At 55.7% G+C, this 24,209-nt stretch carries 18 protein-coding genes, 1 tRNA gene and 1 other RNA gene; 13 read left to right on the forward strand and 7 right to left on the reverse strand.

Annotated elements, in window-relative coordinates:
* Positions 1-205: 205 nt before the first annotated feature.
* Both EV681_RS09200 and EV681_RS09205 read right to left on the reverse strand, forming a co-directional pair.
* Positions 206-282: transfer RNA gene (locus tag EV681_RS09200), tRNA-Met, on the reverse strand.
* Positions 283-415: 133 nt separating this feature from the next.
* Positions 416-1,642: a lytic murein transglycosylase gene (locus tag EV681_RS09205; RefSeq protein ID WP_130303777.1), complete on the reverse strand. Its 1,227-nt coding sequence runs from the start codon at positions 1,640-1,642 to the stop codon at positions 416-418.
* A gap of 171 nt (positions 1,643-1,813) precedes the next feature.
* On the opposite strand from EV681_RS09205, the gene EV681_RS09210 reads away from it, so the two are divergent.
* The 4 genes from EV681_RS09210 to rfbD all read left to right on the forward strand — a co-directional run bounded on the left by EV681_RS09210 (position 1,814) and on the right by rfbD (position 9,496).
* Positions 1,814-4,024, forward strand: coding sequence for a carboxy terminal-processing peptidase (locus tag EV681_RS09210; protein ID WP_130303778.1), 2,211 nt, complete (start codon positions 1,814-1,816; stop codon positions 4,022-4,024).
* 104 nt (positions 4,025-4,128) lie between these two features.
* Positions 4,129-5,304: an efflux RND transporter periplasmic adaptor subunit gene (locus EV681_RS09215; RefSeq protein ID WP_130303779.1), complete on the forward strand. Its 1,176-nt coding sequence runs from the start codon at positions 4,129-4,131 to the stop codon at positions 5,302-5,304.
* A gap of 2 nt (positions 5,305-5,306) precedes the next feature.
* Positions 5,307-8,375 carry an efflux RND transporter permease subunit gene (locus EV681_RS09220; RefSeq protein ID WP_130303780.1) on the forward strand — a complete coding sequence of 1,023 codons (3,069 nt, stop codon included), beginning with the start codon at positions 5,307-5,309 and terminating at the stop codon, positions 8,373-8,375.
* Between the two features lie 152 nt (positions 8,376-8,527).
* Positions 8,528-9,496, forward strand: a complete 969-nt coding sequence (gene rfbD / locus EV681_RS09225; protein ID WP_130303781.1) for a dTDP-4-dehydrorhamnose reductase — start codon at positions 8,528-8,530, stop codon at positions 9,494-9,496.
* On the opposite strand, the gene EV681_RS09230 is transcribed toward rfbD, so the two are convergent.
* Positions 9,488-10,279, reverse strand: a complete 792-nt coding sequence (locus EV681_RS09230; RefSeq protein WP_130303782.1) for a hypothetical protein — start codon at positions 10,277-10,279, stop codon at positions 9,488-9,490. The two genes, rfbD and EV681_RS09230, sit on opposite strands and share 9 nt — an antisense overlap.
* Positions 10,280-10,453: 174 nt before the next feature.
* Between EV681_RS09230 and EV681_RS09235 the strand changes: the two genes are divergently transcribed.
* Both EV681_RS09235 and ssrA read left to right on the forward strand, forming a co-directional pair.
* The gene (locus EV681_RS09235; protein WP_128394384.1) at positions 10,454-11,005 is read left to right on the forward strand and encodes a DUF1415 domain-containing protein; all 552 of its coding nucleotides are present in this window, start codon (positions 10,454-10,456) and stop codon (positions 11,003-11,005) included.
* 26 nt (positions 11,006-11,031) lie between these two features.
* Positions 11,032-11,385, forward strand: a transfer-messenger RNA (tmRNA) gene (gene ssrA / locus EV681_RS09240).
* Positions 11,386-11,498: 113 nt separating this feature from the next.
* Here ssrA and EV681_RS09245 read toward each other — a convergent pair.
* From EV681_RS09245 to ompA, 4 genes are all read right to left on the reverse strand, one after another.
* Complete coding sequence (locus EV681_RS09245; protein ID WP_165392985.1) at positions 11,499-12,095, reverse strand: OmpA family protein; 597 nt, start codon at positions 12,093-12,095, stop codon at positions 11,499-11,501.
* The gene (locus EV681_RS09250) at positions 12,092-12,775 is read right to left on the reverse strand and encodes an HAD-IA family hydrolase (RefSeq protein ID WP_130303784.1); all 684 of its coding nucleotides are present in this window, start codon (positions 12,773-12,775) and stop codon (positions 12,092-12,094) included. Before EV681_RS09250 ends, EV681_RS09245 begins: the two co-directional genes overlap by 4 nt.
* Positions 12,772-13,497, reverse strand: a complete 726-nt coding sequence (ubiG, locus tag EV681_RS09255; protein WP_130303785.1) for a bifunctional 2-polyprenyl-6-hydroxyphenol methylase/3-demethylubiquinol 3-O-methyltransferase UbiG — start codon at positions 13,495-13,497, stop codon at positions 12,772-12,774. The genes EV681_RS09250 and ubiG overlap by 4 nt, the downstream gene beginning before the upstream one ends.
* Before the next feature lie 194 nt (positions 13,498-13,691).
* Positions 13,692-14,252, reverse strand: coding sequence for an outer membrane protein OmpA (gene ompA, locus EV681_RS09260; RefSeq protein WP_128394380.1), 561 nt, complete (start codon positions 14,250-14,252; stop codon positions 13,692-13,694).
* Positions 14,253-14,747: 495 nt separating this feature from the next.
* On the opposite strand from ompA, the gene gyrA reads away from it, so the two are divergent.
* The 7 genes from gyrA to cmk are packed head-to-tail and all read left to right on the forward strand — an operon-like array spanning position 14,748 to position 23,786.
* A complete protein-coding gene (gene gyrA / locus EV681_RS09265) occupies positions 14,748-17,465 on the forward strand; it encodes a DNA gyrase subunit A (protein ID WP_130304056.1) in 2,718 nt (905 codons plus the stop codon).
* A 38-nt stretch (positions 17,466-17,503) separates the two neighbouring features.
* Positions 17,504-18,637 (forward strand): 3-phosphoserine/phosphohydroxythreonine transaminase, encoded by a 1,134-nt coding sequence (gene serC, locus EV681_RS09270; RefSeq protein ID WP_128394379.1) that lies wholly within the window; start codon positions 17,504-17,506, stop codon positions 18,635-18,637.
* On the forward strand, positions 18,630-19,718 hold the full coding sequence (gene pheA / locus EV681_RS09275) for a prephenate dehydratase (RefSeq protein ID WP_128394378.1): 1,089 nt from the start codon (positions 18,630-18,632) through the stop codon (positions 19,716-19,718). The genes serC and pheA overlap by 8 nt, the downstream gene beginning before the upstream one ends.
* A 12-nt stretch (positions 19,719-19,730) precedes the next feature.
* Positions 19,731-20,867, forward strand: a complete 1,137-nt coding sequence (hisC, locus tag EV681_RS09280; RefSeq protein WP_130303786.1) for a histidinol-phosphate transaminase — start codon at positions 19,731-19,733, stop codon at positions 20,865-20,867.
* Positions 20,864-21,775 carry a prephenate dehydrogenase gene (locus tag EV681_RS09285; RefSeq protein ID WP_341273436.1) on the forward strand — a complete coding sequence of 304 codons (912 nt, stop codon included), beginning with the start codon at positions 20,864-20,866 and terminating at the stop codon, positions 21,773-21,775. Before hisC ends, EV681_RS09285 begins: the two co-directional genes overlap by 4 nt.
* Positions 21,772-23,109 (forward strand): 3-phosphoshikimate 1-carboxyvinyltransferase, encoded by a 1,338-nt coding sequence (aroA, locus tag EV681_RS09290; RefSeq protein WP_130303787.1) that lies wholly within the window; start codon positions 21,772-21,774, stop codon positions 23,107-23,109. The genes EV681_RS09285 and aroA overlap by 4 nt, the downstream gene beginning before the upstream one ends.
* Positions 23,106-23,786 carry a (d)CMP kinase gene (cmk, locus tag EV681_RS09295; RefSeq protein ID WP_130303788.1) on the forward strand — a complete coding sequence of 227 codons (681 nt, stop codon included), beginning with the start codon at positions 23,106-23,108 and terminating at the stop codon, positions 23,784-23,786. Before aroA ends, cmk begins: the two co-directional genes overlap by 4 nt.
* Positions 23,787-24,209: the final 423 nt, after the last annotated feature.

Below are 24,209 nucleotides of genomic sequence, written 5' to 3' on the forward strand. Positions count from 1 at the left end.
TTGTGCCAAAGGGCTGGAAAGCCTATGCTGGTTTGGTCGGCTCGGTTCGGCTGGATAAGTGGTTATCGCCCACGCAAATGCAGCTACCTCGAAAATACAGCTACCTTTAGTCTCCGCAAGTAGTTGGATTTGTAGCAGACAACAAAAAAGCCGCGAGCAAGGCGGCTTAAATGTTTGATATAACCAGATTTTAAAACTGTGTAAATGGTGGCTCTTCCCCGATTCGAACGGGGGACCTGCGGATTATGATTCCGTCGCTCTAACCGACTGAGCTAAAGAGCCATTCTCACAGCTTTCACCTCATAAAAATGAGGTTTCATTCAAACCCGCACTGTTTCCAAAAAATCTGGCATGGTTGCAGTGCAATTGAATGAAGCATGAAACTATATCAGGATTTTTTTTCCTGTGCAAGCTTTTATTGCAGCGCACGCAGGATTTTCTGCCCGGCGCGTCCGTCCGGCGTCAGCCCAAGCTTGCTTTGCTCTGTTTTGATGGCCTCGCGCGTCTTGCTGCCAATCAGGCCGTCGGGTTCGCCGATATCGTAGCCACGGCTGAGCAAGGCTTTTTGCAGCGTTACCCGGTCGGCTCGTGACAGGCCAGGATCATCAGTAGGCCAGGCGGTGACAAAGGGGCCTGCGCCGCGCAGCCGATCACTCAAATGCGCAATGGCCAGGGCGTAGCTTTCGGCAGCGTTGTAGCCATAAATCACATCGAAATTGCGAAATACCAGGAATGCTGGTCCGGCAGCGCCCGCTGGCGTCAGCAAGCCCGCTTTCTGGTTGCCTGAAACACGCGCATCCAGCGGTTGGCCGTCTATCGTCGTGACACCCCGCGCCGCCCATGTCGAGACGGATTTTTTATTGCGTCGACCTTCACCCGCTGTGTTCATGCCGGCAGGCAGGCGCACTTCGAATCCCCAGGGCTGTCCGGTCTGCCAGCCGCCCTTGGCAAGAAAGTTGGCGGTGGATGCCAGCGCATCGGCGGAGTTGTCCATCAGGTCGCGGCGCCCGTCACCGTCAAAGTCCACGGCCAGTCGCTCGAACGTAGAAGGCATAAATTGCGTGTGTCCGAAAGCACCCGCCCAGGAACCGACCAGGCGTTGTGGCTGGATATCGCCTGATTGCAGAATGCGAAGCGTTGCAAAAAATTCTTTCTGAAAATAGGCCTGCCTGCGTCCATAACAGCTGAGCGTGCCTAGCGCCTGCACCAGCGGATATTTACCCTGCGTCTGCCCGAAGTTGCTTTCCACACCCCAGACCGCTACGACGGTTGCGGGGTCCACACCGTACTGTGCTGAGACACGCCGCAATACATCGGCATGGCGGGCCAGGTTGTTTTTGCCCTCACTAACCCGTTGTTCATCGACCAGGCCAGCCAGATAGTCCCAAATCGGCTGGCGAAATTCCGGCTGGTAGTCGAGCTTTTCCAGAATGCTCATATCCGGTGCGACGCCTTGGGTAAATTGAGCAAAGGATTGCGCGGAAATGCCGGCGCGGGCTGCCTGTGGCTGCAGCTTTTGCATACATGCAGCAAAATCGCCGCCGCTTTGTGCGAGCGCGGCGCCCGGAATGCCAATTGTCAATAAGACAGTGAGCCGCTGCAGTGAGCGAGAGTGAGAACGGCGCGAGCGGCTGATAGGCATGAATACGGCTCCTGAGGATGATCAAATCGTGTAATGGATTGAAGTCAAATTCTAACGTATGTGCCATTTTGTTTGTGATTTCATGTGTTTGGCGGAAAACATGGGTAAAATTGACCGCAGTTCGTTAGAATCAGTATCCATAATCCTATTCACTCGTTGAGATTGCATTGTATGAAGTTGAAAGTATTGGCAACGGCTCTGGCACTTCTGGCTACCTCGGCCTGTGTATATGCCGACTCAGAAGCGCTGAACCGTATCGAACGGCTTGAGCAGTCGCAATCCACGCAGCATCAGCTGCTGGTTCAAAACAGCAGCCCTTCGGCCGATGCTTCTAAAGCGCCGGTCTCGCAGAAGAAGCCGGAGAAAAAAGCGCTGGAACCAACAGTGGATCAGGCCAAGGCTGCGATTATCGTGGCCAATATCCTGACGCGCTTTGAGTATGACAAGAAGCCGCTGGACGAAAACATGTCGCATGCGGTATTCAAGGAATATCTCAAAATGATGGATCCGGCAAAGCTGTATTTGCTCAAGTCGGACATCGACGAGTTCGAGCCGGTGCGCCAGAACATTCACACCATGCTGATGACCGGTCGTCTAGCGCCAGCGTTTGCCATGTTTGAGAAATATCGCGATCGTGTCGAGCAGCGCTTCGATCATGCCCTGGCCTTGCTGGACAAGCCTTTTGATTTTGACGTTGAAGAATCCTTCGACCTGGATCGCAAGAAGGCCGAATGGTCAACCTCTGAAGAGCAGATTAACGATTTGTGGCGCAAGCGGATCAAGAACGATTATCTGCGTTTGAAACTGGCGGGTAGCAAAGACAGCGTGATTGTCGAGAAACTCAAAAAGCGCTATATAAACAATCGTAACCAGATCATGCGCATGAACGGCGAAGACGTTGCCGAGATGTTCCTGAATGCGTACGGAAACAGCACCGATCCACATACGTCCTATTACAGCCCCAGCTCTGCGAAAAATTTCGATGTACAGATCAGTCTGTCGGTTGATGGTATCGGCGCTGTCTTGCAAAAGCGTGATGAATACGGACAGATTCGTGAAGTGGTGCCGGGCGGCCCGGCAGCCAAATCCGGCAAACTCAATCCGGGTGATCGCATTGTGGCCGTTGGCCAGGGCGAGTCGGGCCCCATGGAAGATGTGGTCGACTGGCGCCTGGACGACATCGTCAAGCTGATTCGCGGCAAACGCGGTACAACCGTGCGCATCGAGATCATTCCGGCCGAAAGGGGCATGGAAGGCAAGCACACCACCGTTTCCATCGTTCGCCAGAAAGTAACGATGGAAGATCAGGCTGCCCGTTATCGTATCTTTGAGGCGGGTTCCAATGGGGACAAGCGCAAAGTCGGCATCATCACGATCCCCAGTTTCTATGAAGATTTTGATGCGAAAGCGCGTGGCGAAAGCAATTACAAAAGTCTGACCCGCGATGTCCGGGTGATTCTTGAAAAGCTTGACAAGGAAGGTGTGGATGGCGTTCTGCTTGATCTGCGCAACAACGGTGGCGGCTCGCTGAGCGAAGCGGCCAACCTGAGTGGTCTGTTCCTGGGTGGTCCCAATCCGATTGTCCAGGTTAGCACTGCCGAGGGAACCACTTCCAATGTTCGCAGTGCGACGGGCAAACTCGTTTGGAACAAACCGGTAGGGGTCATGGTCAATCGCATTTCGGCCTCTGCATCGGAAATTTTTGCCGCCGTGATCCAGGATTATGGCCGTGGTGTCGTGATTGGCGATCCGACGTGGGGTAAAGGTTCGGTACAGACTATTCGCGGTCTGGATGAATTCCTGCGCCGCCATGAAGGCGAGGAGCTCGGTTCGCTCAAATGGACCATCCAGAAATTCTTCCGTGTCAACGGCAGCTCCACGCAGGAAAAGGGTGTCGTGCCCGATATCGTGTTCCCATCGGCCTTTGACCCGACTGAACTGGGCGAGTCCAGCTATGAGAACGCCATGCCATGGAGCAAGATTGCCCCGACCAAGTACAGCGGATACGATTCGCTTGCAGAAAAAATCGGACCGCTCAAAACCATGCACGAGCAGCGTACGCAGCAATCGGATAGCTGGAAGCTGTTGCTTGACGAACTGGCATACGCCCGCAAGACGTCCGATAAGAAAGTTATTTCACTGCGTTATGCCACGCGTCTGGAAGAGCGCGAAAAAATGTCCATGGAGCAGTCGCAGTTTGAAGAGCGGCGTAAAAAACTGGGTGAATCCGATGTTAATTCATTCCGCCTTGATGATGGCCTGGCAGCAGGGGAAGGCAACCTGACCCAGGAGCTGGCGGATGAGAAAAAACGCAAAGAAAGCCTGGATATTGCTATCAAGGAAGCGGCCAACATCGTGGCGGATCTGGCAAAACAGAAGTAATTTTTCGGCGCATTCGGTTACAACGACTCACAACTCGCGCAGACAGACATATCGCATTTACCCGTACGATATGTCTGTTTTTGCAATCGAGCAGGCAGATACCCGTGCTGATTCCGTTTATGAAGCTGATGCAGTGTGCATTCATCGTAGCTATGTTGATTGCCTTTTCTCCGGACGTGGCTGGCGCCCAGGAGCCTTCCTCACGCCCCTCGCTGACTGTGACGGTCCAGACAGTCAATTCCACACAGATCACCCCAGGTTTCGGCGCCACTGGCAATATTCGCGCCTGGCATGATGCCAGCGTCAGCGCCCAGACCAACGGTCTCCGCCTCAAAGCCCTGTATGCCGACGTGGGTGACAGGGTAAAAGCCGGGCAGATGCTGGCCGAGTTTGAAGATACCTCCAGTCGCGGCGATCTGACCCAGGCTCAGGCGCGCTTGCGGCAGGCCGAGGCTTCGCTGGATACGGCCAAGCGCAATGCGGACCGTATCCGAAAAATCCGAGGCAGCGGCGCCATCAGTCAATCCGAAGTGGATCAGGCCCTGTCGGGTGAAAAAAATGCCCTGGCTGACGTCTCTGCGGCCAGGGCGGCACTGCAAACCCAGACACAACGCAGCTCCTATACGAAATTGCTGGCGCCCTCCGATGGCGTCATCTCGGTGCGCAACGCAGTCATCGGAGCCGTAGTCAATCCTGGTCAGGAAATTTTTCATCTGGTTGTCGACAATCGCCTGGAGTGGCAGGCGCAACTGGGTATGCGCAATCTCATGCAGGTCAGCGAAGGGATGCCGGTGCAGGTTGTTTTGCCAAACGACAGAAAGGTAGCGGGTCGGGTGAGGCAGATCGGGCCCACGCTGGATGAGCAGACGCGCCAGGGCATCGTTTATGTTGATCTGGCATCCGATCCGCAATTGCGGGCGGGCATGTTTCTGCGCGGTCGCTTCGAGTTGCCCCCCAAACAGGGGTTGACCGTGGCGCGTCAGGCGCTTGTGCTGCGCGACGGATTCAATTTTGTCTTTGTGCTTGGGGACGACAACAAGGTCGCACAAACCAAGGTGCAAATCGGTGGCGCTGCCAACAATACGATAGAGGTGATTGCAGGCCTGCGCGAAGGGGACCGGGTTGTGACGCAAGGCGCGGCGTTTCTGAATGATCAGGATACGGTGCGGGTGGTCGAAGCGGCAGCGCCGCAGCCTGCCGCAGGCCAGATTCGCCAAGCAGCGCCGGACAGTACACCGGCTTCCCAGCCTGCACCCAAAGCCAGTCCCGCTGGGAACTGAACATGAACGTTTCTGCATGGTCAATAAAAAATCCCTTGCCCGCATGCATGTTGTTCGTGCTGCTGACGCTGATGGGGCTGTATTCGTTCCATGCCATGCGAATCCAGAATTTTCCCGATATCGATCTGCCCACCGTGGTGGTCACGACCGTCCTGGAAGGGGCGACGCCGAGTCAACTGGAGAATGATGTTGCTCGCAAGATCGAGGATAACCTGGCAACGGTGCAGGGCATAGATCATGTCTTTAGCACCTTGCAGGACGGCGTCGCTACGATTACTGCGCAGTTTGAACTGGAAAAACCGATACAGGAGGCGGTTGATGATGTGCGTTCGTCGGTTGCATCGGTGCGCAATGATTTGCCTGCCAACACCGAGGAACCCATCGTAACCAAATTGGATTTGGCGCAGCAGCCGATCCTGGCATTTACCGTCAGCTCCACACGCCGTGATGTGACGGATGTGTCCTGGCTGGTAGACAATACCATTGCCCGCAAGCTGCTCACTGTCTCTGGTGTTGGCAAGGTCAGCCGGGTTGGCGGGCGCGATCGGCAGGTTCGCGTAGATATGGATCCGGTACTGTTGCAGGGGTTGGGAGCGACGGTTGCCGATGTCTCCCGGCAGCTTAAATCTGTGCAGCAGGAGCAGTCGGGGGGCAAGGCCGAGCTGGGACTTCAGAAGCAGCCCATTCGCACGCTGGGCGCCGTCAAAAGCGCGGCAGAGCTTGACGATTTGCGCATTCCCCTGAGCAACGGCAAAGTCATTACATTGGGCGAAGTGGCCACTGTCCGCGACAGTTTTGCCGACCCGACCACCGCCGCGTTCCTGGATGGCAAGCCAGTCGTGGCGTTCGAAGTGGCACGCAGTCGCGGGGCAGGCGAGGTGGATGTCGGACGGGGCGTGATGCAGGCGCTGGAACAGATCAAGGCCCAGTATCCCGATCTGACCTTCCGCACTGCATTCGATATGGTGGAGCCGGTCCAGTCTGAATATGACGGGGCCATGACTATGCTGTATGAGGGGGCGCTGCTGGCGGTGCTAGCCGTCTGGCTGTTTTTGCGCGATATCAGGGCGACCCTGGTATCGGCCGTCGCTTTGCCCTTGTCCATCATACCGGCATTTGTCGGCATGTATTTCTTTGGCTTTACGATCAATGGCGTCACGCTGCTGGCCTTGTCCTTGGTGGTTGGTATTCTGGTGGATGACGCGATTGTTGAGGTCGAGAATATCGTGCGACACCTTCAGTCGGGCAAGTCTCCCTATCGTGCCGCGATGGAGGCGGCCGATGAAATTGGCCTTGCCGTCGTGGCCACCACCTTTACTCTGATTGCCGTGTTTTTGCCTACGGCTTTTATGAGCGGTATTGCCGGCAAATTCTTCAAGCAATTTGGCTGGACGGCCGCCATGGCCGTCTTTGCCTCCCTGGTTGTTGCCCGTATGCTCACACCCATGATGTGTGCCTACATTTTGAAAGGCAAGAAACAGGTGCCCAAAGATCCGGCATGGATGAGGCTTTATATGAAGTGGGTGGATCGCTCGCTGCGCCATCGATGGGTTACCGTATTTATTGCTGGTCTGTTCTTTGTCGGTTCGATCGTTGTTATTCCGCTGCTGCCTACGGGCTTCATGCCTGCTGATGATCTGTCCCAGACACAGGTCTATGTGGAAATGCAGCCGGGCACGCCATTGGCGCAAACCGAGAAGACGGCCGAGCGGGTGCGTCAACTGGTCATGGAGAATCCGTCGGTGCGGTCGGTGTATACCAGTATCGGGGGCGGGGCTGCCGGAGGCGACCCGTTTGCCGGCGGCCAGACCCAGGAAGAGCGCAAGGCCACGCTGACCGTGCTGCTGCAGCCGCGCAACGAACGAGCGGTCAAGCAGGAGATTGAGGCGGATATTCGCCGGCGCCTTGAAGTCGTTCCGGGTGTGCGTCTCAAAGTGGGGCTGGGCGGCTCTGGCGAGAAATATATGCTGGTGCTCTCAAGCGAGCAGCCTGATGTTCTGATGCAGACGGCGCTACAGGTCGGACGGCAATTGCGGTCCATAGCGGGCCTGGGCAATATCTCTTCGTCGGCCAGCCTCATACGCCCGGAAATAGAAGTGCATCCGCGTTTCGATGATGCGGCGCAACTGGGTGTCACCAGTGCTGCGATGGCCGATACCCTGCGTGTTGCCACGGCTGGCGACTTCGAAGTGGCATTGTCCAAACTCAATCTGGATCAGCGCCAGATTCCGATTGTCGTTGCGCTTGAAAAATGGGCAATCAAAGACCTGGATTTCATCGAGAATTTACGCGTGCCCGGCGCAAACGGGCCGGTGCCGTTAAGCAGCGTGGCCGATGTACGCCTGGGTGGTGGTCCGGCGGTCATCAATCGCTATGATCGGGCCCGTAATATCACATTTGAAATTGAACTTTCGGGCATTGCGTTGGGTGATGTGGTCAAGCAGGTCAGGCAATTGCCTGCCATGAAATCGTTGCCCGCCAGCGTGTCAGTCATCGATATTGGCGATGCAGAGGTCATGGAAGAATTGTTCCAGAGTTTTGGGCTGGCGATTGTCATTGGGATTGTCTGCATTTATATTGTCCTGGTGCTGCTTTTCAAACAGTTTCTTCAGCCCTTGACCATCCTGGCCGCGTTGCCGCTATCGTTGGGCGGTGCGTTCGTGGGCCTGCTGCTGGCTGACAAGAGCTTTTCCATGCCGTCGCTGATCGGCCTGATCATGCTCATGGGTATCGCGACAAAGAACTCGATTCTGCTGGTCGAATATGCCATTCTGGCGATCAAAGAGAAGGGCATGACGCGCCTGGAGGCACTTACCGACGCTTGCCACAAACGGGCGCGGCCGATCTTAATGACCACCCTTGCCATGGGCGCCGGCATGGTTCCACTGGCGGTCGGCTGGGGCGCTGCGGATCCTGCATTTCGTTCACCGATGGCCATCGCTGTGCTGGGGGGCCTGATTACCTCCACGTTTCTGAGCCTGCTGGTGATTCCGGCAGTGTTCCTGATTGTGGATGATGTGAGTGGTTTTTTCCGGCGCCATACTGGCAAATTGTTCAATGATCCGGAATGAGATGTGGCAGCCGCGGCGCATGTCGCGCTCGCACCGTGCTAACGCAGCCTGCTGGCGTGTCTTCGCACGGCTAGCAGCAGGTACAACGGCGCAGGCACCTGCCAGTGCGAGCAAAGGACAATACGATAGGTGGGTGAAATGGTGACCGTACAATGAAAATTGTGCTTTTCGGCAAAACCGGCCAGGTGGGACAGGCGCTGCAATCTGCGCTGGCGCCGCTGGGACAGGTTATCGCGCCAGGCAGGCCACAGCACGGGGCCGGCCTGACCGCAGTGCCGCTCGAGGTGGCCAGCCCGCATGGACCGTGGCAGGCGGATTTGCTGGACCCGGCGCTGTTGTTCGAGCGCACGCTTGCCTTCTCGCCGGATGTGATTGTGAATGCCGCTGCCTACACAGCCGTAGATGAGGCCGAGCAAAATCAGGCCACCGCCATGGTCGTCAACGCCCAAGCGCCTGCTGCATTGGCGCGGGCAGCGGCCCAATGCGGCGCCCTGTTGGTTCATTATTCCACTGATTACGTTTTTGACGGCATGGGAACGCGGCCCTGGATCGAAGCTGATGTGGCCAGGCCGATCAATATTTACGGACGTAGCAAACTGGCTGCAGACCAGGCCATCATGCACAGTGGCTGCAGGCACCTGATCTTTCGCACCAGTTGGGTATATGGCCGCCAGGGCAGGGGCTTTCTGCAGCAGATGATGCAACTGGCCATGCGTCGTCATTGCTTGCGCGTGGTAAACGATCAGATTGGCGCGCCGACCAGCGCATGCCTGATCGCCGATATTACTGCGGCGGCAATTGATAAATATCGTAGCCATCCGGCGGCAATTGAAGATGGTTTATATCATTTGGCCGCCAGCGGACAGACCAGTTGGTTTGATTATGCCTGCCATATTTTTGCACGCATGCGGGCCAATGGGCTGGATCTGGCACTCGATCGCGTCGTACCGGTAAGTGCGCTGGAATACGGCAGCCCTGCGCGACGGCCTTTGAATAGCAGGTTGGACACCGGTAAGCTGAGCGGTGCCCTTGGCCTGTCGTTGCCCAGCTGGCAGCAGGGCGTTGATGCAACTGTGGACGCGCTATGCGAAGGCGGCAAAGATGGTCATATTCTATCTTGATGCAGGACCTGCAATAGCTGGTTTCAGATCGTAGAAAATCTTGCTCGCGTCAATAAATTTGTACAGCATGCTCTCGACACAGACCGCCTGGCCCTGCTGGTTCAGCGCCTGCATGGACTCGAGCATTTCCTGCAATAAAGCAATAAAAGACGGCACCAGCGTCGTATCCATGCTCCAGTAGTTATTGGCAAACTGCAAGGCCAGCGCACCGTCGGCATTGGCGGCCAGTGTGGCGTTGGGAAACACGTAGCGCCCCTGGGCTCTGTCGGCAAAGTGCACGGTATCGGTCAGCGCTGACGTCAGTTGCACACCGGGCGACATTTTGAATACTCTTTTGAACGGTTTGTACAGCTCGTGGTGTTGCCCGACTTGCAGAAACCATTGCAGGCAGGTCAGTTCACTGAAGGCGGCAATCGCCTGATTGCTGCCCAGATTGTGGTCAAAGGCCTGAATCTGTTCATTGCCGGCGTAACTCATGAGATAGTCCACCTGCTCAATCAATGCATCATGCTGTGGCTGAGACAAGGGATAGGCAGAATACTCCACGAGTGCGATGCGCGAGCCGGGTGCGTGGGTATTGATGCTGGCGATTGTAGCCAGCAGATTGTCATAGCGCTGCGCTGACTGACCGCCGGCTTGTGCCTGGCTGTTACCATGCGCGAGCTCGCCCGATGCGCCGTTGCCGGCCGGGTGACCGGTTTGCTGCTGGTCTGCGCTGCCCGCATAAGGCGCGTTGGTGGCGCTGGTAATAATGAAAAGCGCGTTTGTGCTAGTATCTGTCATGAGTAGGTGCCCCGGATGCCATTGCCCGGAATAATGCCAAGTAAACCGGCTATTTTAGCAAGTTAAGCAACCTTGGGCGGCCTCAAGTGCAACTGCAAGGTAAATGGGGCTACTATCCCGTCAGATTGCTCTCCAGCCTGCGCTTTTGACGACACCCTCGGAATTTTTTTATATATGAACGACATCAGCCAGATCGAAAATCGTGTGCGCCGCTGGCTTGAAAGAGCAGTTATTGGCCTCAATCTTTGTCCTTTCGCCAAAAGCGTCTATGTGAAAGACCAGGTGCGGATTGCCATTTGCCAGGCGCAGGACAGACACGCGCTAACGGCGCAGCTTTATGAGGAATTACAGTTGCTGGCGAGCACGCCGGCGCAGCAGACAGACACGACACTGCTGGTGGTGCCCTGTATGTTCGAGCAGTTCAGTGACTTTAACGACTATCTGGATATTGCCGAAGCGGTGCTCGATGAACTGGAACTGGTCGGTGAAATACAGCTTGCCAGTTTTCATCCTTTTTACCAGTTCGCCAATACCGAGCCAGACGATCTGAGCAACTATACCAACCGCGCACCATATCCCATTTTGCATCTGTTGCGCGAAGACAGCCTGGATAAGGCGGCGGAGCAGTACCCGGATGCCAGTGTGATTTTCCAGCGCAATGTCGCGGTGGTCCAGGAGCTGGGTGTCGATGGCTGGCGCCGACTGTTGCAGGATGATCAGGAGTAACCTGTTGAAATGCAATAGCTTTTCTAGTGGTTGTAGTATTGTGAATTGCCCATAGTTTGTGGTATTATGTAATCTAAGCTGTATATCTGGTTGACTGAATGTTTTCTGGACGCGGGTTCGACTCCCGCCGTCTCCACCAACAGTGTATTTGCTGCTGCATCCGCAAGGCGGATTCAAGTATGCTGCTGATGGGGACGCCATGGTTTCGACAGGAAAAGATAGGAAGATCGGCAGCCGGTAGGCGATGACCGTAAATCAAGCAAAACCTTTAAATGCAAATGACGAAAGTTACGCATTAGCAGCCTAATATTGGCTAGCTAGGAGCTTTATCCACTTGGCAACAGAACGGATAAAAAAGGGAGCTTCGGCTCCCTTTTTCATTGCGTGGCTAATGTGCGTGTCATTACTGGCGGTTGCCTGTCATGGCGAAGCGGTGCATTAGAATCTGCTCCATTATAGGGAGTGCATCCCCTTCATGCCGGATACCTGTTCTCTAGCGGATTTCGTAAAGATAAAGCTCAACCCGCCGGTTTACGGCGCGTCCCTGCGCAGTGGTGTTGCTCATCAGCGGGTCAATTGACCCCCGGCCTTCGAGCTCGATCAGCACACTTTTCACATTGCGTTGAATCAGATAATTGGCCACGGCGGTGGCCCGAGTGATCGAGAGTGTCTGATTGGTAACCGAGTCACCTTGAGAGTCTGAATGTCCGACTACCTTGATACGCAAGTAGGGCGACTGGGTGAATGCGCCTGCCACCGCGTTGAGCACCGGTTTCATCTTGTTGTTCAGGCGCGCGCTGCCGCCACGAAAGGTCGTTCCTCCGGGTAAAATCACGCGCAGGCTGCCATCGCGCACGCGGTTGACCTGGATGCCCAGATTTTGCGTATCGGAGGCGCGAATCTGCCCGATCAGTTCGTTCCAGTTGCTTGGCGTGGTCACACTACGCTGTGTCACTGGAAGCCCGCTGGTGTCAACGGCAATGCCACCGCCCGGATTGTCCGCGCCGCCATTGCCGAACGAAGCGCAGGCCGTTAGCAGTAATCCGGCCGTGGCAATCACCGTGGCCCGTGTAAACGCGCTCAGTTTCATGATTTTCCTATACTTGCCTGTTCTTTGATTTTTACGACGGCATCCCATACATCTTCAGGCAGGAGTGCAATTTCGTCCGCATCCCAGGCCTTTACTTCATTGGCATCAACGCAATAGCCATAAGCGGCAGCAACGGTAGGCATGCCAGCTGCCTTGCCTGCGATGATATCACGTTCATCATCACCCACATAGATACAGGTTTCGGGCGCAACGCCGGCCAGTTTTGCAGCGTGCAGCAGCGGCGCCGGGTGCGGTTTGGAATAGGCAAGCGTATCGCCGCAGACATTGGCTGCGCTGCGTTCGGTCAGTTGCAGATAATCGAACATGGGCAGCGACAGCGCTTCGGCCTTGTTGGTTACGATACCCCAGCGCAGGCCTGACTCTTCCAGCTTGCTGAATAACTGCTCAATACCCGGAAAAAGCGTGGTGTTGCGTGTCATGCAGGCGCGGTAGTCCTCGAGAAATCGCAAGCGCGTCGGTTCGTAGTCTTCGTCGTCCGGGGTAAGCGCCAATGCCACCCGCAACAGTCCGCGCGCCCCCTGGGATGCGACACAGCGCAGCATCTCGTAGGGTAGTGGTGGCATTCCCCGATACTGACGTTGCAGATTTGCAGCGTGTGCCAGGTCAGGGGCGCTGTCGGCCAGCGTACCGTCAAAGTCAAAAAGCACAGTGGTGATCATTTGTAGGTCGCCATCAGATAGTTGACCGATGTGTCGTTGCTCAGGGAGTAGATATCGGTAATGGGGTTATATTGCATGCCTTTCATGGACATGGGTTCCAGTCCCGCTGCGCGGGCGCTGGTCGCCAGCTCGCTTGGGCGAATAAAGCTGCTATGGGTATGCGTATTGCGTGGCAGCAGATTAAGCACGTACTCGGCGCCAACGATGGCGAACAGAAAAGATTTGAAATTGCGATTCAGCGTGGAAAAAAATACCAGTCCGCCCGGTTTGGCCAGGGTGGCGCAGGCGCGGACAATGGAGCCCGGGTCAGGCACATGCTCAAGCATTTCCATGCAGGTCACGATATCGTACTGTTCGGGCCGCTCGCTGGCGATCTGCTCTGCACTGATGTTTCGGTATTCCACTTGCACGCCGCTTTCCAGACCGTGCAGGCGAGCTACGTTCAGGGACTTTTGCGCCAGATCTATACCGGTAACCGATGCGCCGCTGGCAGCCATGCTTTCGGCAAGTATACCGCCGCCGCAGCCGACATCAATGATTGTCTTGCCATCCAGGCCGCCGGCCAGGGACGAGATCCATTCCAGGCGCACTGGGTTGATGGCATGCAAGGGCTTGAACTCACTGGTGGGGTCCCACCACTTTGCCGCAAGATCGCCAAATTTATCCAGTTCGGCCTGACTGGCATTGACGGGCAGGGAAGAGGGCGTGCTGGTCTGTGACATAGGCAGTGGTGAAAAGTGATACCGTGTGTGTATGAGAGTGATAGTTGCATTTTACACCACTGGCGATGGATGGGGCGGCAAGCCGCGGCAGTCGGCCCAGACAGCACACCGGGATCAATCGCCAGACGTAAAAAAGGCTCCTTACAGGAGCCCTTTTTACTGCTACTAGGAGCCTTTTTGCAGGAGACGCTGGATTAGCGCCGTGTACCTACGATTTCGATCTCTACGCGACGGTTTTTAGCACGGCCTTCGCGAGTTGTGTTTGAGGCAACTGGTTGTGTTTCGCCACGGCCGGAAGCAATGATCTGGTCAGCAGGAACACCACGGGAAATCAGGTAGTTCTTGACTGAAGCAGCACGGCGCTCAGACAGTTTCTGGTTGTAAACATTGGTACCAACAGAATCGGTATGACCAGTAGCGATCAAAGATTCCAGGTTCAATTGAGTAACTTGCTGGGCAACTTGATCCAGAATGTTACGGCCTTCTGGTTTAAGTGTTGCTTTGTCGAAGTCGAAGAATGTATCAGCGTTGAAGGTTACTTTGTTGGCAACGACTTCTGCTTGAGGAGCGCCACAACCTTGAGCTGCGGTTGCGGGTGTCCAGAAATTGTCGCGCCAGCAGTGTTCATTCGTGCCGTTCATCCAGACCAGACCGTATGGATTAACCCAGTTATCGACGGTTTGCGCTGATGCTACACCTGACGTTGCGGCTGCAACAACGGCGAATGCCAATGCGAATTTAGAGGGTTTGTTCATGTTTCTCCTCGTTGAGCTTGATAGCTAAAAGTTGACTCGCAGCGAAACCCGCCGCAGATTGAAATTCAGGGTCAGTATAGCAACGCTTGGATATGGATTCAAAGGGTTGCACTAGTTTTCCCTTGTTCGTGGTTCAATCTTAAGCGATTTTTGAAGTCTTTGCCGAGACTAAGTCCTACATTTTTAAGGGAACTTTCCAATATTGTCTCTTATGCACCAAATTTGTTGGATTTCAACCACAAACCGTGTTTCAAATTTGCTGCAAACGCCCGTTGTACGAAGCAAGCACCTGAAAGAAATGAAAAATTAAAGCCCAATACTTAAAGTAAAGTCTCAAATGTACAAAGTGCTCATAAATGTTCACATTACGCATGTTCTGGTGCGCTGAATAGGCTGTAACAATGATAGAATGACGGATTCGCCCCGCGTGCGAGACCGGAAAACGCCTGCCGGATTTTCTGACGTTGTATCAAATCAAAATAAGTTATGAGTACTATGGATTCTTTTGCCAGGGAAACCCTGCCAATATCGCTAGAAGAGGAAATGCGCCGAAGCTATCTGGATTACGCCATGAGCGTAATTGTCGGCCGGGCGCTTCCCGATGTCAGGGACGGGCTAAAACCTGTGCACCGCCGGGTGTTGTTTGCCATGCACGAGTTGAACAACGACTGGAATCGGGCCTACAAGAAATCCGCTCGTATTGTCGGGGACGTTATCGGTAAGTATCACCCCCACGGCGACCAGGCGGTATATGGCACCATCGTACGTATGGCGCAGGATTTTTCCCTGCGTTATATGCTGGTAGACGGGCAGGGTAACTTCGGCTCGGTTGACGGCGACAGTGCTGCCGCCATGCGTTATACCGAAATCCGACTGGCCAAAATTGCGCACGAGCTGCTGGCCGATATCGATCAGGAAACGGTCGATTTTGGCCCGAACTACGATGGCAGCGAGCAGGAGCCGCTGTTGCTGCCTTCGCGCGTACCGAATCTGCTGATCAACGGCAGTTCGGGTATCGCCGTCGGTATGGCAACTAATATACCTCCGCACAATCTGAGCGAAGTCATCGACGGGTGTCTGTATTGCCTGCGCAACCCGGGCTGCACCCTGGAGGAGTTGATCGAACTGATTCCTGCTCCCGATTTTCCTACCGGCGGCATTATCTACGGCATGACCGGGGTACGCGAAGGCTACCGTACAGGACGTGGCCGTGTCGTGATGCGGGCCAAAACCCATTTCGAAGACATGGAAAAGGGTAACCGTCAGTCCATTATCGTTGACGAGCTGCCATACCAGGTCAATAAAAAGACGCTGCAGGAACGCATTGCAGAGCTGGTCAATGAAAAGAAAATCGACGGTATCTCCGATATTCGCGATGAGTCTGACAAGGACGGCATGCGTCTGGTCATTGAACTGAAGCGCGGCGAAGTCCCTGAAGTCATTCTGAATAATCTGTTCAAACACACGCAACTGCAAGACACCTTCGGTATCAACATGGTTGCGTTGGTCGAAGGGCAGCCGCGACTGCTTAACCTGAAGCAGATGGTCGAGTACTTCCTCAGCCACCGCCGGGAAGTGGTCACGCGTCGTACGGTATTTCAATTGCGCAAGGCGCGCGAGCGCGGGCACTTGCTGGAAGGTCTGGCCGTTGCGCTGGCCAATATCGACGAATTCATCGCGATCATCAAGGGTGCACCCACGCCGCCAGTCGCCAGACAGGAACTGATGGCGCGCAACTGGGATTCTTCGCTGGTGCGTGAATTGCTGCTGCGGGCAGACGATGGCAGCGTGCTGGGTGGCAGTGCTGCCTATCGTCCGGAAACTCTGGCCGATATTTTCGGGCTGCAGAGTGATGGACTGTATCGTTTAAGCGACATCCAGGCGCAGGAAATCCTGAATATGCGTCTGCAACGCCTGACCGGGCTGGAGCAGGACAAGATCGTCAATGAATACCGTGGCATCATGGACACCATTGCTGATTTGCTGGATATCCTGGCCAAACCCGACCGCATTACCTCGATTATTTCCGACGAGCTGGTTGCCATCAAGGCCGAGTTTTCCACTAACGCCAAAGATGTACGGCGCTCCGAAATGGTCATGAACGCGACCGAGCTGGATACGGAAGACCTGATAACGCCTGCCGACATGGTGGTTACGCTATCCAATAGCGGTTATATCAAAAGCCAGCCCTTGTCCGAATACCGCGCCCAGAAGCGGGGCGGTCGTGGCAAGCAGGCGACGGCCATGAAAGAAGACGACTGGATCGATCAGTTGTTTATCGCCAACACTCACGATTTTCTGTTGTGTTTCTCCGATCGCGGCCGGGTGTATTGGCTCAAGGTCTGGGAAGTGCCTCAAGGCACACGCGGTTCCCGCGGACGCCCGATCGTCAATATGTTCCCGTTGATAGACGGGGAAAAAATCACGGTTGTCCTGCCGGTGCGTGAATTTTCCGACACCAGCTTTGTGTTCATGGCAACGTCGCGCGGCACAGTCAAGAAAACCCCGCTGTCCGATTTTTCCAATCCGCGCAAGGCAGGCATTATCGCTGTGGCGCTGGACGAAGGCGATTATCTGATCGGTGCCGACCTGACTGACGGCGAACACGACGTCATGCTGTTCTCCGACGCGGGCAAGGCTGTGCGCTTTGACGAAAATGACGTGCGTCCAATGGGCCGCACCGCACGTGGTGTGCGCGGCATGAATCTGGACGGCGATCAGCAGGTTATTTCGCTGTTGGTGGCCGGTGACGAGTCGCAAAGCGTGCTTACTGCAACCGAAAACGGTTACGGCAAGCGTACCTCTATTTCGGAATATACGCGCCACGGCCGTGGCACCAAGGGTATGATCGCCATCCAGACCAGTGCCCGCAACGGCAAGGTCGTGGGTGCTGTCCTGGTGAATCCATCAGACGAAATCATGCTGATCACCACCGGTGGCGTCCTGGTTCGTACCCGAGTCTCGGAAGTGCGGGAAATGGGCCGTGCGACACAGGGTGTCACGTTGATCAGTGTCGATGACGGCAGCAGCTTGTCCGGCGTACGTCGAGTGGTGGAAAGCGATGCCGATGTTGATGCGGAGATTGATGCCGTTGAGGCGGACGCTACGCCGTTGCCTGCTGCAGAGCAGCCAGATTCGCCAGCCGATGACAGTAACAAGCCATCGGGTGATGATTCAGGCTCGGCGACACCGGATACCGATACAGAGGCCTGATTTTTTCAGAGTAAATCACCTTAATTTCAGGGTAAATAATGGGTACGCAATTTTGGAATTTTTCGGCCGGGCCGGCTGTCCTGCCCAAGCCTGTTCTGGAGCAGGCTGCAGCCGAAATGCTCGACTGGCGCGGCAGTGGCATGTCGGTCATGGAAATGAGTCACCGGGGCGCCGAATTTACGCAAATCTGCGACGAGGCTGAAGACGACCTGCGCACCCTGTTGGGCATCTCCGACGATTATGCCGTGATTTTCATGCAGGGTGGCGCGACGGCAGAAAACGCCATTGTCCCGATGAACCTGATCGCGCGTAATCCGTCCAATAGTGCCGATTACGTCCTGACCGGCAGTTGGTCAGTCAAGTCGCATAAAGAGGCGCAACGCTATGGCAATGCGCGGGTGGCGGCTGCTGCCGATACAGACCGACAGATCGATGGTGTAACGTATGGCGCCTGGAGCTGGGTGCCGCCGCTTGATTCCTGGCAGGTACAGCCAGATGCTTCTTATTTGCACTATTGCAGCAATGAAACCATTGGCGGCGTGGAAATTGCGCAGATGCCCGACATGCAGGCATTGGGCGTACCCGATGTGCCGCTGGTGCTTGATGCCTCATCACATTTCCTGTCCCGTCCGCTGGATGTTTCCCGTACCGGCATGGTGTATGCGGGCGCGCAGAAAAATGCGGGTCCTGCTGGTGTCACTATGGTGATTGTGCGCAGAGACATGCTGGGCCATGCGCTCGCATGCACACCGTCGGCCTTCGATTATGTGAACGTGGCAAAAGAGCGCTCCCGCTACAACACGCCGCCGAGCTACGGTATTTACATTTGCGGACTGGTGTTCAAATGGTTGCTCCAACTGGGCGGACTGGCCGAGATCGAAAAACGCAATCTGGCCAAATCGCGGGCATTGTATGCCCAGATAGACAGCAGCGACTTTTACGCCAATCCTATACAGCCGGCCTTCCGTTCCCGCATGAATGTGCCGTTTACGCTGGCCAGCGAGCAACTGACCAGCCAGTTTCTGAAAGAAGCTGCGCAACATCACCTGCTGGCGCTGAAAGGACACAAGTCCGTTGGCGGTGTGCGCGCATCCATTTATAACGCAATGCCTATGGAAGGCGTTACAACACTCATAGACTTCATGAAAGAGTTCGAGCGTACGCATGGATAATTCACTACAGGATGCGCTCAAACCGCTGCGCGACAAAATTGATCAGATTGACCGCGATATTCTTGACCTGCTTAATCAGCGGGCGCAAACGGCAATCGATGTAGGCCGAGTCAAGTACGAGCATCAGGCCGACAGCGCCGTGCTCAAACCCGAACGTGAAGCCCAGGTTATCCGGCGCCTTCAGGAGCTCAATCGCTATGGCACCTTTACCGAAACCGGTGTGCGGGCCGTCTGGGCTGAAATCATTTCGGTTTGCCGGGGTCTGGAAAAAGGGCTGACAGTGGCCTATCTTGGCCCGGAAGGGTCATTTTCCGAGCAGGCTGCCATGGAGTTCTACGGCCATTCTGTCCAGGCGCTGCCGTGTCCGTCCTTTGATGAGGTGTTTCGTGCCGTCGAGGCCGGGCAGGCTGATGTTGGCATGGTACCGGTTGAAAACTCCACCGAAGGGGCTGTCAACAGGACACTGGATCTGTTTCTCAATTCAACCGTCAGGGTGCATGGGGTTCGTTCCATTCCCATCCGTCACTGTCTGATGAGCCAGCATGGCACCATGGATGGCGTCAAATGCATCATGGCGCATCCACAGGCGCTGGCGCAGTGCCAGAAGTGGCTCTCGCAACATCATCCGACGCTCGAGATCGTGCCAGCAGCCAGCAATTCCGAGGCGGCCAAACATGCGGCTCAGGATGAAAGCGTTGCGGCAATCGCCGGAGAAACCGCCGCTGTGTTCTGGAATCTCGGGCTGGTGGCTTCCGGTATCCAGGACGACGCCAATAACAAGACCCGCTTTCTGGCCATTGGCAATATCGAAACGGCGCCCAGCGGACGAGATCAGACCAGCCTGATTTTTGCGGTACCCAATCGCGTAGGCGCGGTATACGAGATGATCAGCCCCTTTGCGCGCAATGGCGTGTCGATGACCCGTTTCGAATCCCGGCCGGCACGCACCGGTCAGTGGGAATATTATTTTTATGTCGATGTGTTGGGCCACTGTTCTGACGAGAACGTGGCACGGGCGCTGGAAGAGCTGAAGCAGCAGTCCGCATTTTTCAAAATTCTGGGTTCCTACCCAATGCAATAGAAGGTGATTTGAATGTCCGGTATAGCCAATGGGTTCGGTATATCCAGTAATGTCGATGCGATGATGCCATACCAGGCAGGAAAGCCCATCGAGGATCTGGCGCGTGAATACGGGCTTGATCCGGCCAGTATTGTCAAACTGGCATCCAATGAAAATCCGCTGGGCATGTCCGACTCGGTACGCCAGGCGATCAGCACATTTCTTGAAAGCGTGCCAGGGCAGGCGCTGGGTCGCTATCCGGATCCCAATGCCTTTTCACTCAAACAGGCATTGGCTGCGCATTACCAGGTTCCCGCCAATTGGCTTACGGTAGGCAATGGCTCCAACGACTTGCTGGAAATTATTTCGCTGGCCATCCTGGACCAGCAGGCTTCCTGCGTTTACGCCGAACACGCATTCATTGTGTACCAGTTGGCAACGCAGGCGCGCGGCGCCACCCATATTAAAGTGCCTGCTGCCAGTTATGGCCACGATCTGCAGGGCATGTTCGAGGCCATTGGCGACGATACACGTCTGGTCTTTATTGCCAATCCAAATAATCCGACCGGCACCTTCCATAGCGGCGATGTGATTCGCAGTTTTGTTGAGAAAGTGCATGCGACCTACGGCAATCGCGTTACCGTGGTGCTGGATGAAGCGTATAACGAATATCTGGATCCGCAGTTGCGGTTTGACAGTGCCCAGTTGGTAAGAGATTTTTCCAACGTCATCGTGGTCCGCACGTTTTCCAAGGCTTATGGCTTGGCAGGGATGCGCATGGGGTTTGCCATTGCGCGTCCGGAAATGACTGATTATTTAAATCGCGTTCGCCAGCCGTTCAATGTGAATTTGCTGGCCCAGGTGGCCGCGATCGCAGCGCTCAAGGACACTGCGTTTCTTGAGAAAACCTACGAATTGAATCGTGACGGCAAGCGCTGGCTGTCGGCGCAGTTTACTGAAATGGGGCTGGAATTTGTCCCCAGCTTCGGCAACTTCATTTTGCTGCGGGTGGGCGATGCAGCTGCAGTCAATACTGCGCTGCTGCAGCGTGGTGTCATCGTGCGCCCCGTTGTCGGCGATGGCCTGCCTGAGCATCTGCGCGTTTCTATCGGATTGCCCGAGGAAAACGCCAAATTCATCAGCGCGCTCAAAGAGGTGCTGGGCAAGTGATCGCAAGCAAGGTCAGCGAGCAAGCAGTGGCAGCGGTGCCGCCGCTTCGGATTCCGGTTTTGGCCGTGGTTGGCGTCGGTCTGATCGGCGGCTCACTGGCATTGTCGCTCAAGCGCAATGGCGTTGTCGACAAGGTGCTGGGCATCAGCCACGACCCGGCAAGCATCAACAAGGCGCTGGAACTGGGCATCATCGATACCATTGCGTCTTTCGAGCAGGTCTCGCAGGCAGACGTGATCGTCATCGCGACGCCGGTTTCTGCATTTGAATCGGTATGCAATGCAATCAAGCCATTTTTAGCGCCACGCACGATCATTACCGATGTTTGCAGCACCAAGCAGCAGGTGGTTGGCATGGCCCGACGCTCGCTGGGCGATCGCGTGGGGCAGTTTGTTCCGGGACATCCCATTGCCGGCGCCGAAACGTCCGGCCCTGCCGCGGCCAATGCTTTTCTATTTGAACAAAAGCAGGTTATCCTGGCGCCGTTACAGGAGAATGCGCCGGAGCAGATCGATCTGCTGACCCGGTTATGGGAAGCCTGCGGGTCCACGGTCAGTTCGATGGGTGCCGCCGAACATGATCGCATATTCGCCGCGGTCAGTCATATGCCGCACTTTCTGTCGGCGCTCTATATGTACAGCCTGCTGGACGCTGAACAAACCGATAGCAAGCTTAAGTATGCTGGCAGCGGATTCCGTGATTTCACGCGGATCGCTGCCGGACCTCCGGTCATGTGGCGCGATATTTTTTCCAGTAATCGTGAGTGCATGCTAGAGGAAATTACCCGTTTTCAAACCTGCCTGGAGCAGGCCCGGCAAATGCTGGAGAGCGGCAACAATGAAGCGTTCGAGGCATGGCTGGCAGCCGCGGCCCAGGCGCGGCAAGATTGGGAGAATCCACCATCATGAGTGAAGCAAGTCAATATCTGGCGCCGGCGGTACGGGTCCAAGGGAAGATGGCGCTGCCTGGCTCGAAAAGCATTTCGAATCGGGTCCTGTTGCTGGCGGCCTTGTCCGAGGGCAGTACACGCATTGATGGGCTGCTCGATTCCGATGACACACGCGTGATGCTTGCCGCGCTGCGCACGCTTGGGCTGCAGATTGATCAGGCAGGCGACAATCAGGTTGTGGTGCACGGCACAGGCTCGTTTCCACAATCGCAGGCAGATCTGTTTCTGGGCAATGCCGGTACGGCGTTTCGCCCGCTGACCGCTGCGCTGGCCATGGCCGGCGGCCACTACCGCCTGCATGGCGTACCTCGTATGCATGAGCGCCCGGTCGGAGACCTGGTCACGGCACTACAGGCCGTTGGCGCTCAGATCCGCTACGAGGGCCAGACAGGTTACCCGCCGCTGCAAATCTCGCCAGGGCAACTGCATGTTGATGGTCCGATCCCGATTCAGGGCAATGTGTCCAGCCAGTTTCTTACCGCTTTTCTGATGATGGCTCCCATCCTGGCGGCGCGTGCCGGCCGCGATGTCACCTTGCAGGTCCAGGGAGAGCTGATCTCCAAGCCGTATATAGCCATTACGCTGCAATTGATGGCGCGCTTTGGCGTCACCGTTGTGCAGGAAGGCTGGCAGCGCTTTACCATTGCTGCAGATAGCCGATACACCAGTCCCCAAGCGGTGGCTGTCGAGGGTGATGCCTCCAGTGCGTCTTACTTTTTGGCGCTGGGACTGCTTGGCCAGGGCCCGTTGCAGATTAACGGCATTGGCAGGGACAGCATCCAAGGCGATATTGCGTTTGCGCAATTTATTGAACGGCTGGGTGGAAAAATCACCTATCAGGATCAGTGTCTGATTTCCGAGAGAGCACAAAGCATTGCAGAGCATCCTTTGCCGGCATTCGATGAAGATTTCAACCTGATTCCCGATGCGGCCATGACGGCGGCTGTGCTGGCCTTGTATGCCGACGGCCCCTGCATGTTGCGCAATATCGGTAGCTGGCGCGTCAAGGAAACGGATCGTATTCATGCCATGCATACTGAACTGAGCAAATTGGGCGCGGTGGTCGAATCCGGGGCAGACTGGATACGTATTACGCCGCCCGCACCCGGCAAATGGCAGACAGCGAACATTGCGACTTACGACGATCATCGTATGGCCATGTGCTTTTCGCTGGCCGTATTCGGGCCTGTTGGCGTCACAATCCTGGATCCTGCCTGCGTCAGCAAGACGTTTCCCGACTATTTTTCGGTTTATGATGCACTGGTCGCAACGGCGCAGGAAGGGGTGTCATGACTGGCGGGGCGCAGGTGGATGGTTGCATTCCGGTTATTGCCATTGATGGTCCGACCGCCTCAGGCAAAGGCACGGTCGCTGCCCGGGTGGCCGATGCGCTGGGCTGGTCCGTCCTCGATAGCGGCGCGTTGTACCGCTTAAGTGCACTCGCAGCGCTCAGGCGCGGTATAGTCGATACGGACGAACAGGCGCTGTCCAATATTGCAAGACAGCTGGATGTCCGTTTTCAGGGCGACAAAGTGTTGCTTGACAACGACGACGTCACAGAGCAGCTGCGCCAGGAGCATATCGGCGACATGGCCTCCCGGATAGCACCGCTGCAGCCATTGCGCGATGCCTTGTTGGAGCGCCAGCGGGCGTTTCGGCAGGCTCCGGGCCTGGTTTGCGACGGTCGCGATATGGGGACAGTCGTATTTCCTGATGCATCTCTTAAGATTTTCCTGATTGCCGACGTCGATGCACGTGCGCAAAGACGCTATAACCAGTTGATCGAAAAAGGTTTTTCTGCTAATCTTGGCGACTTGTTAAAGGATTTGAAAGCGCGCGACGACCGGGATCAGAACCGTTTGGTGGCGCCACTTAAGCCAGCAGATGATGCCGTGGTGGTTGATTCCTCCAATTTGGGAATTGATCAGACCGTCGAGCGCATCCTGGCTCACTGGCGTAACAAAACGTAATAATCCGGCAATTGGGCTTTATGGTGGGAGCTTGATCCAACCGGTGCCAGAGCAGCGGGTCAACCGGGCGTCAATCACGCGTTCAGATCAGTCGCCTGCCATTGTTGGCTTGCGAGCGGTAGCAGCGCGTTTACATGTAGTTGTATGCAATGCTATCGGGGGTTACGCTATAGGCTGCAGCTTATCGGCCTGCCGCGATACACCAACCGGCAGCAGTGCCAGACGCCCAGACGCCCAGGCGTTTGTCGTTCGTATTCCTATCGAATCTGTCCCTGCTCGCTAATGCAGCCTTGGCAGGGGTGCAGTTGCAGTACACACTATTTCCTTGGCGTAGCCAGCATGATCGCTACGCCATAGGCACAGAGCAGTTTTTTCAACGGTCATGGCAGGCGCGAAAGTCACCTGCGTTATCGTTGAATTTCA

The sequence above is a fragment of the Advenella incenata genome, assembly GCF_004217095.1.
Taxonomy (GTDB): Bacteria; Pseudomonadota; Gammaproteobacteria; order Burkholderiales; family Burkholderiaceae_B; genus Advenella; species Advenella incenata.

Coding starts and splice junctions, on each gene's coding strand:
- EV681_RS09205 (WP_130303777.1), bottom strand. CDS start 1,642: ATGCCTATCAGCCGCTCGCGCCGTTCTCACTCTCGCTCACTGCAGCGG.
- EV681_RS09210 (WP_130303778.1), top strand. CDS start 1,814: ATGAAGTTGAAAGTATTGGCAACGGCTCTGGCACTTCTGGCTACCTCG.
- EV681_RS09220 (WP_130303780.1), top strand. CDS start 5,307: ATGAACGTTTCTGCATGGTCAATAAAAAATCCCTTGCCCGCATGCATG.
- rfbD (WP_130303781.1), top strand. CDS start 8,528: ATGAAAATTGTGCTTTTCGGCAAAACCGGCCAGGTGGGACAGGCGCTG.
- EV681_RS09230 (WP_130303782.1), bottom strand. CDS start 10,279: ATGACAGATACTAGCACAAACGCGCTTTTCATTATTACCAGCGCCACC.
- EV681_RS09235 (WP_128394384.1), top strand. CDS start 10,454: ATGAACGACATCAGCCAGATCGAAAATCGTGTGCGCCGCTGGCTTGAA.
- EV681_RS09245 (WP_165392985.1), bottom strand. CDS start 12,095: ATGAAACTGAGCGCGTTTACACGGGCCACGGTGATTGCCACGGCCGGA.
- EV681_RS09250 (WP_130303784.1), bottom strand. CDS start 12,775: ATGATCACCACTGTGCTTTTTGACTTTGACGGTACGCTGGCCGACAGC.
- ubiG (WP_130303785.1), bottom strand. CDS start 13,497: ATGTCACAGACCAGCACGCCCTCTTCCCTGCCCGTCAATGCCAGTCAG.
- ompA (WP_128394380.1), bottom strand. CDS start 14,252: ATGAACAAACCCTCTAAATTCGCATTGGCATTCGCCGTTGTTGCAGCC.
- gyrA (WP_130304056.1), top strand. CDS start 14,748: ATGGATTCTTTTGCCAGGGAAACCCTGCCAATATCGCTAGAAGAGGAA.
- serC (WP_128394379.1), top strand. CDS start 17,504: ATGGGTACGCAATTTTGGAATTTTTCGGCCGGGCCGGCTGTCCTGCCC.
- pheA (WP_128394378.1), top strand. CDS start 18,630: ATGGATAATTCACTACAGGATGCGCTCAAACCGCTGCGCGACAAAATT.
- hisC (WP_130303786.1), top strand. CDS start 19,731: ATGTCCGGTATAGCCAATGGGTTCGGTATATCCAGTAATGTCGATGCG.
- aroA (WP_130303787.1), top strand. CDS start 21,772: ATGAGTGAAGCAAGTCAATATCTGGCGCCGGCGGTACGGGTCCAAGGG.
- cmk (WP_130303788.1), top strand. CDS start 23,106: ATGACTGGCGGGGCGCAGGTGGATGGTTGCATTCCGGTTATTGCCATT.